Source organism: Planktothrix sp. FACHB-1355 (genome assembly GCF_014748295.1).
Classification (GTDB): Bacteria; Cyanobacteriota; Cyanobacteriia; order Cyanobacteriales; family Aerosakkonemataceae; genus Aerosakkonema; species Aerosakkonema funiforme_A.
The window spans coordinates 1-8,970 of the sequence record NZ_JACJUP010000154.1 but is presented as its reverse complement, the minus strand read 5'-3'; the positions used below and the strand labels follow the sequence as shown (position 1 = coordinate 8,970).

Sequence of the window (8,970 nt, the reverse complement as noted above, 5' to 3'; positions counted from 1 at the left end):
TAAGACTACTTCGGTAGCACGACTCAATGAAGCGTAAAGAATCCCCGTCGCTTCAGCGCGGGGAGTATGTCAATTGGAAATTCTTTTGACAACTCCAGAAGTTGATGCAGCAACTTTGGTACAAGAGGCTGTAGCACGCGGGGCTGAAACGGTTATCGCTTCTGGCGGCGATGGTACTATCTCTGCTGTCGCCGCTGGCTTGGTGGGAACAAACATTCCCTTGGGAGTAATTTCGCGGGGTACTGCTAATGCCTTTGCTGCTGCATTAGGTATTCCAAACACGATTCCAGCTGCCTGCCAAACAATTTTAGGGGGAGTCACGCGGAAGATCGACGCTGCCTACTGCAATGGCAAACCGATGGTTTTGCTTGCTGGTATTGGTTTTGAGGCAGAAACAGTCGAAAAAGCCGATCGCGAAGCTAAAAATCGCTTTGGAATGCTGGCTTATATTTTAGCTGGAGTACAGCAGCTCAGAGAGTTAGAAAGGTTTGAATCAGAGATTGAAACTGATGACAAAATTATTACTGTCACGGCAGCTGCGGTGACAGTCGCCAATGTCGCACCTCCTACCTCGATTTTGGCCCAAGGGCCGGCTGGCCTGATTTCGGATGATGGTTTGTTGGATGTGACTATAGTAGCGCCGATGAATATAGCTGGAGCGATCGCTGCTTCCTATCACCTGCTTCAAACAGCTCTTAGCGGCAACGCAGCTCAACGCGACGACATCGGTTATCTGCGGACAAGAAAAGTTAAAATCAACACCCACCCGCCCCAGAAAGTCGTTCTTGATGGTGAACCGATAGGCACCACCCCGATTGAAATTGAATGCGTTCCTGGCGGTTTAACCCTGATCCTGCCTTTAGTTGAAGAAGCTGTGGCTTCTGAGAAACTTTCCGGACTTCCCGACTTAAAGGTTGAACCTAAAACGCCGCTTACAGTTGAAGAAATTTGATTGTGGGCCAAGAAGGCTACTTTAACAAAATCTCAGACCCTGTAGCGTCAGGGTTAAAGGCTGGGTTTGGCTTGGCTTAAGTTAATTGCCTAAAACTCTCTTGTGGAGCAGCCTTAAATATTGCCGTCCCTCTAATCCCGCTCAATCGATTAGCTATATTTATCATCCTTAAGGTAGAGGTAAATTTTGCAAATATACCATTACCAGATTTTGACATAGAGAAGAAATTACGGCAAATAAATATAAAGCTGATAATTGCAATTTATTTCCTGACTGTTTTCGAGAATAGTAGATTTTTAACTGTGACTGCAATCCCATATATATGACATTTTTATTGCTGAATTGCAATAGACTAATAACTAATAACATTATTGGCTATTAGCGAGGGGGTATGGGTAACTGGCCATCCCAAATCACACTTTAAAAATGACTGCTGCGGCAACCACTAGGAAAGTTTGAATCAAGGAAGTTTTAATAGATGCTTATAAAACTTGCGCTCGGCACGATTATCTTTATTGCCACTTGCTACTTTACGATCGCATTTATAATTATTAAGCAACTGGTTATGGGGCAGCATATACGACGGAATGGGCTGTTAGCAGCAGGCTCCGCAATCTTTTGTACTTGCACATTTACATACTCAGGCTATGTCCTGGCAACTGCCGTTGTCGGCGAACAGCACATCATTTCCACACCATTCATATTGCAAGTAGGATTTGACTTTTTGATTGCCCTAGCGGCTGGGATTTCCATTGCTTGGATTTATCGCACATCGCGCCAAAGCATTGCGGATGGCACTGCGACTACTGTAGCCGATCGCCAGCGAATTTTCCGCTGGTGGGGCGGTGATATTTTTCAGCCGCCCCACCAGCCTCAACGTGCAGAGCGAGTACTGCGAGAGAGCGAAGCGTCAATTCGAGCGCTTTATGAGGTGACGGCATCGCAAGAAATGGATTTTCACCAGCGTCTGAAAAGGATGCTAGAAATTGGCTCTCAGCGGTTGACCCTAGATTTTGGCGTCTTGGCTTGTGTAGAAGGAGATCGCTATGAAATAGTTGCAGCACAAACGCCCGATAATAGCATCCGTAGCGGAGATGTATTCGATTTGCAGCAAACTTACTGCCGCGAAACCTTGCAATCGGAAGAACCCATCGGCATTGACGCCAGCAATTCTGAGTGGTGGTATCATCCAGGCTACGCGGCTTTTCAAATGGAAGCTTATCTGGGCACGAGAATAGTTGTAGCAGGCCAAGTCTACGGTGTGCTGTGTTTCTCTAGCCGCACCCCGCGATGCACGCTGTTCCAATCTGTAGACAAAGAATTTTTGAAGTTAATGGGGCAGTGGATCGGCAGCGAGATCGATCGCGCTAAAGCTTACTCGGCTTTAGAACAACAACTGGAACGCAGTCTTCTTTTAGCACAAATTACGCAAGAAATTCGTGCCTGCTATAACACGACACAAATTATTCAAACCACTGCCAAACTGCTAGGTAATGCCTTTAAAGTCAACCAATGCGTCATTCATACCTATATTGCCACTCCTACCGCCCAGCTTACGGTGGTAGCTGAGTATTCAGAACCTGGGTACGAATCGATTATAAATTTAGAAATCCCCGTAAATGCTAATCCCTACGCACAGCATATACTGGCTAGCGATCGGGCGATACCTTCCCCTAATGTTTACATCGATCCGCTCTTAGAACCCGTGACAGAACTCTGTCGTAAAATGAATCTCAAATCGCTTTTAGGGATTCGTACCTCCTACCAGGAAGAACCTAACGGCGTGATTGGTTTGCATCAGTGCGATCGCTTCCGTCAGTGGACTAAAGACGAAATTGAATTGTTGGAAGCTGTCGCCGCTCAAGTCGGGATCGCCTTGGCTCAAAGCCACCTGCTAGAGCAAGAAATGCGCCAACGGGAGGAATTAATCGCCAAAAACTTAGATTTGGAACAAGCCAAAAAGTCCGCAGAAGCTGCCAACCGCGCCAAGAGCGAATTTCTCGCCACTATGAGTCACGAGATTCGCACTCCGATGAATGCGGTTATCGGTATGACAGGTTTGTTGCTGGATACGCAATTAACGCCTCAACAGCAAGACTTTGTGGAAACTATTCGCAGTAGTGGCGAAGCGTTGCTCGCTATTATTAACGATATCCTCGATTTTTCTAAAATTGAGGCGGGTAAGCTGGCGTTAGAAAAAACACCTTTTGTTTTGCGTAGCTGTATTGAAGAATGTCTCGACTTGGTAGCGCGTCAAGCAACTGAAAAAGGACTGGAATTAGCTTATCTGATTGAGCCTTCTGTACCTGTAACTTTAGTAGGGGATATCACCAGAGTACGCCAAATTTTAGTAAATTTGCTCAGTAACGCCGTCAAATTCACGACAAATGGGGAAATCTTGGTGTCGGTGTCTGCCCGCCCTCTAAAGAGCGAAACAGAGTCGGGAGAAATTTTTTTAACTCAAAACTCAAAAAACGAAGTTAATCACTCCCCTACTCCATCAAAATACGCGATTCGTTTTGCCGTCCAAGATACTGGCATTGGTATTCCTTCCAATCGGATCGATCGCTTATTTAAAGCTTTCAGTCAGGTTGACGCTTCCACTACCAGACAATATGGCGGTACGGGTTTGGGTTTAGCGATCAGCCAAAAGTTAGCAGAAATGATGGGTGGGCGGCTGTGGTTTGAAACAGAAGAGGGAGAAGGCTCTACGTTCTATTTTGCGATCGTTGCCGAAGTTGCTCTCAACAGCAGTACCGACAACTGGCCAAGCGTGACGACGACCTTGGGCGAGCCTCGCTCTCATTTAGCAGGAAAGCGACTGCTCATAGTTGATGATAATGCCACCAATCGCAAAATTTTGCTTTTACAAGCTCAGTCTTGGGGAATGTTCGCTCAGGCGGCTGCATCTGGTAGCGAAGCATTGGAATGGCTGCTTCAGAAAAAGGAATTTGACTTGGCTATTTTGGATATGCAGATGCCGCAGATGGATGGTCTTACCCTTGCCACTCGAATTCGCCAAATCCCAGAGTACCGTCAATTGCCTTTAGTGATGCTAACTTCTCTGGGACGACAGCAAACGGATTTCCAGAACAGCAGTGCAGATTTTGCCGCTTTCGTGAATAAGCCGATTAAACAATCTCAACTTTACGATATTTTGGTTGATATCTTTTCCGTTCGTTCGACTTTTATCAAAAATAATTTTTCATCGTTAAAAGACAGAGAACGAATGACTTTCGATACAGGGCAAACAATGCCCAAACTCGCTGAATCGCTACCGCTGCGAATTCTGTTAGCGGAGGACAATGTGGTAAACCAGAAGGTAGCTTTACAAATATTACAGCGCCTGGGGTATCGGGCGGATGTGGCGGCGAATGGCTTGGAAGTGCTGGATGCCCTGCATCGGCAATCCTACGACGTGGTGTTGATGGATGTGCAAATGCCAGAAATGGACGGACTAGAAGCCACTCGTCGCATCTGCCAGGAATGGGGAATGGAGAGAGAAAAGCGGAAGAGAGAAGAGGGAGAAGGTAAGGGGAAATCTATTCCATCCCATCTAAAATCTAAAATTCAAAATCTCAAGTCGAGTAGACCTTGGATTATTGCGATGACGGCTAATGCTATGCAGGGCGATCGCGAGATTTGTCTGCAAGCGGGTATGGACGACTATATCAGTAAACCAGTCCGGCTGGAAGAATTGCTTTTGGCATTGGAGAGGTGTCAGCAGAACAATTCCACCTGTGCGATTTTCGATCGCGCCTGGGAGAGCTGGCATAATTGCCAGGAGACGATGCCATCCGAAGCGCGACCCGACGATCGAAAAACTCAAATCCCATGTCCGCAATCGATCGATCCTCTCGCTTTGCAAGCAATCCGCGATATGGCAGGTAAAGATGATGCTGGGGAACTTGTGCAGGAAGTAATTGATTGTTTTCTAGAAGATGTTCCCCAATTATTGCAAGCCATCCAAACTGCCGTTGAAATCGGTGATTGGCGGACGCTAATGCGGGCGGCTCATACTCTCAAGTCAACCAGTGCTACTCTGGGTGCAGCTACACTTGCCGAATTAAGCAGACAATTGGAAGCACTGGGTCAAAATGGCAATCTCGAACAGGCGTCGGCAATTGTCTTGCCCGCACGAACTGGCAATCAGTCTCTCATTAATCTCGAATATGAAGCAGTTAAGGCCGCTTTGCAAATAGAACGCCAAAAATGTCAACCATGAACACAGGAGTTTGTCAACCAGAACCACCTTCGATCCTGATCGTGGATGACGAAAAAATGATGCGAATTCTACTCCGGCGTGCGCTGGAAAAAGAAGGATATCGAGTTGTAGAAGCTTGTGACGGTCAGGAAGCGATCGAGATTTACCAACGCATCAAGCCGGATCTGGTGCTATTAGATGCGGTTATGCCCATCGTGGATGGTTTTGCCTGCTGTGCAAAATTGCAATCTTTAAATGAAGAGGATGCCAAACAGACGCTACTTTACGGTAATCCAGAAGGTCAACAAAATTCTCTATGGCAAATGCGATCGGGTCGCACGCCAATCTTAATTGTGACCGGTTTGGAGGATGCGGCATCTGTCGATCGAGCTTTTGAGGTGGGTGCTACTGATTATGTGACTAAGCCCATCCACTGGGCTGTACTGCGCCAGCGGGTGCGTCGTTTAATCGAACAAGCTCAACTTTACAAACAGCTGGAAGCAGCTAATCAGGAGTTACAGAGGATTGCCTGTTTGGATGGTCTGACTCAAGTCGCCAATCGTCGCGGTTTTGATGAAACTCTCGAACGCGAATGGCGACGAATGGCACGGGAACAAGGATTCCTATCGTTGATTCTGTGCGATGTAGATTTTTTTAAAGCTTTTAATGACCATTTCGGTCATCTAGCTGGAGATATATGTTTGCAGCAGGTTGCTCATGCTATTCGCGAAGCTACGAAACGTCCCGCCGATCTAGTGGCGCGTTACGGAGGTGAAGAATTTGCCGTGATTTTGCCCAATAGCCCGGATCGTGGTGCAATTCATGTAGCTCAGCAGATTCAAGCCAACATAGCAGCGTTGAAAATCAGCCATCCCCAGTCTGGGGTCAGCCAGTACGTTACTGCTAGTTTGGGTCTTGCCTGTATTGTTCCGCCTCCCCATTCCCAGCCGATAATGCTGATTGATGCTGCTGATAAGGCGCTCTACGAAGCAAAAGCTAGCGGACGCGATCGCTTTATCCTTAACTCATGGGAATCCTAGCAGATCTTCACAGAAATTTAGGGGTAAATGCAGTTGCCAAAAATCTAACTAATTCTTCTCAATCTTAGTCATTTTGATAGCTAGATGCCAATTATGATAATTTTTGGTGAGGGAGTTTTTGAGAGTAGCTCTTTTCACGGTATAATCACAACATGAAGCTAGTAGAACGTCATATTATCACAAAAAACCATCCTCTCTGGTCAGAAATTGACCATAAGGCTTTTTTGTCGAAAAATTTGTTTAACCTAGCTAATTATCATTATCGTCAACACTTTTTTACACACCACCAGAAATTAAACTTTAATCAACTTTACCATCTCCTATATCGAGGCGAGAATTGTGCCGAAAAGTAGTTGTCTTAGACCAAGGAATAAAGGGTTTGCCGTTTAACCCTGTGGTGCTTGACCCACTACGAATGACTGGACTTTCAGCCTGTGAGTAGGTTTGAGTAAGTTTAGTTGAGCGGTGATGTCAATCGAAAATCTAAAATCTAAAATTTAAAATCAATAATGTACACTGAAGCGAAAATTGATTGGAATGTTGCCGGATATTGTTGAGCTAGACGATAAAATTTTTGTGCCATTCGATCGAGAGCCCATCCCAGAATGGCCTTGCGTTCTCAATGAAGAACCCCAGCCAACGCTCACTATCAAAGACCACGATATGTTTTTGGTGACCGATACGCTGGGCAACATAGTTTGCAGTTTAAGAGACGATGTAGACACCAGTATGGGTCTGTTCTGCAAAGACACCCGGTTTTTGAGTCGCCTGGAGTTGCAAATAGAAGGTCGAGCCCCAGTTTTGCTCAACAGCACAGCCGATAAAGGCTTTGTGCTGTCGGTTTTGTGTACCAATCCTAGAATCGAAAATCTTCTCGCACCCGATACGTTGGGAATTCGGCGCGAACTTCTTCTCAATGGCGCTCTTTTTTCAGAAATAGAAGTCACTAATTACAGCACCAACACCGTTAGCTTTGAACTGAGCATTAGCTTTGATGCCGATTTCGTAGATTTATTTGAAGTGCGCGGTTTTGGGAGACAAAAACGCGGGCAACTTCTGCGATCGATCCGAGATGGAAAACCAGCCGAACAAGAAACTGGCGAGCTGACTTTAGCATACCAAGGTCTAGATGGCTCGATTATGGAATCTCGCATCCAGTTCAACCATCGCCAGCCAGACCTTTTTAAGGGCTACACCGCTATTTGGCGTCTGGAGTTGCCATCTCACCAAAGCGAAACCATCGGATATCGGCTTCAGATGTTTACCAATAACCAACCGATATCTACAATACAGGCTCCCATTACGCTAGGCCAAGCTAAGGCGGCTGAGTTACAGGAGGAGCAAAGTTGGACGCAGCAAAGTACGCGGATTCGCTCGGACAAAGCTATTTTTAATCAGGCGATCGAACGCGCTGAAAAAGATGTTTATTTGCTGCGTCAATCGTTCGATAAAGGTACGGTGCTTTCGGCGGGAGTGCCTTGGTTTTCTACTTTGTTCGGTCGCGATTCTATCATAGCGGCGTCTCAAATTTTAATGTACAACCCGTCGATCGCACGGGAAACTCTGATGATTCTTGCCGAATACCAAGGCAAAATAAATGATGAGTGGCGCGACGAGGAACCGGGGAAAATTTTACACGAGATCCGCTTTGGGGAAATGGCTCGCTGCGGTGAAGTTCCCCATACACCGTACTACGGTACTGTGGATGCCACACCTTTGTGGTTGATGCTTTATGCGGAGTACTATGCTTGGACTGCGGACGGGGAAACCCTAGATTGTTTGTGGCCAAACGCTTTGGCGGCGATGGATTGGATCGATCGCAATTGTCAGGAAACCGGTTATCTCCGTTATGCTTGTCGATCGTCGCGAGGTTTGGTAAACCAAGGTTGGAAAGATTCCGGCGACTGTATTGTCTATCGTAAAGGTCAGCTGGCAAAACCGCCGATCGCTCTTTGCGAAGTCCAAGCTTACGTCTACGCCGCGAAGGTGCGTTTGGCGGAAATTGCCAGAATAAAGAAGCGCTTCGATTTGTCCGAGCGCTGGCTAGAAGAAGCGAATGACTTGAAAGCCCGCTTTAATCGCGATTTTTGGCTGGAAGACGAAAGTTTTTGTGCTTTAGCTCTCGATGGCGACGGCAATCAAGTCGATAGCATTACTTCCAATCCCGGTCACTGTCTCCATCTCGGCATTCTTACCCCGGAAAAAGCTCATAGTGTAGCGGAACGACTGACAGCGCCAGATATGTTCAACGGTTGGGGTATTCGCACTTTGAGCAGTTTATCACCCGCCTACAATCCGATGGGCTATCATATCGGTTCTGTTTGGCCGCACGATAATTCGCTGATTGCAATGGGGTTACGCAGTCTCGGTTCGATCGATCGAGCGTTGGAACTTTGCCAGGGATTGATTGATATGACGCTGCATCAACCCTATCAACGTCCCCCAGAATTATTCTGCGGCTACGAACGTAACGGCGACAATACTCCCATACGCTATCCTGTCGCTTGTTCGCCCCAAGCTTGGGCAACGGGCAGCATTTTTCAGTTGTTGCAAATGACGATCGATCTGGTACCGGATGCGCCGAATAATTATTTGCGAATTATCGATCCGGCGCTTCCGGAGTCGATCGAATCTCTGTCGTTGCACAATTTGCGAGTAGGCGGAACTTTACTGGATTTGGAATTCGAGCGAACTGGAAATACAACTTCCTGCCGAGTCGCCAAAAAACGCGGTAATTTGCGCGTAGTCATCGAAGCTTAGCAAGTAGGGTGGGC

General features: G+C 46.7%; 4 protein-coding genes. All 4 read left to right on the top strand.

Annotated elements, in window-relative coordinates; translation table 11 throughout:
- Nucleotides 1-40 precede the first annotated feature (40 nt).
- The 4 genes from H6S82_RS09635 to H6S82_RS09620 all read left to right on the top strand — a co-directional run bounded on the left by H6S82_RS09635 (nt 41) and on the right by H6S82_RS09620 (nt 8,956).
- On the top strand, nt 41-952 hold the full coding sequence (locus tag H6S82_RS09635; protein ID WP_190473358.1) for a YegS/Rv2252/BmrU family lipid kinase: 912 nt from the start codon (nt 41-43) through the stop codon (nt 950-952).
- A 478-nt stretch (nt 953-1,430) separates the two neighbouring features.
- Nucleotides 1,431-5,177 (top strand): response regulator, encoded by a 3,747-nt coding sequence (locus tag H6S82_RS09630; RefSeq protein WP_191056177.1) that lies wholly within the window; start codon nt 1,431-1,433, stop codon nt 5,175-5,177.
- A complete protein-coding gene (locus H6S82_RS09625) occupies nt 5,165-6,196 on the top strand; it encodes a PleD family two-component system response regulator (protein WP_190473342.1) in 1,032 nt (343 codons plus the stop codon). The genes H6S82_RS09630 and H6S82_RS09625 overlap by 13 nt, the downstream gene beginning before the upstream one ends.
- Before the next feature lie 537 nt (nt 6,197-6,733).
- On the top strand, nt 6,734-8,956 hold the full coding sequence (locus H6S82_RS09620) for an amylo-alpha-1,6-glucosidase (RefSeq protein ID WP_190473355.1): 2,223 nt from the start codon (nt 6,734-6,736) through the stop codon (nt 8,954-8,956).
- Nucleotides 8,957-8,970 lie beyond the last annotated feature (14 nt).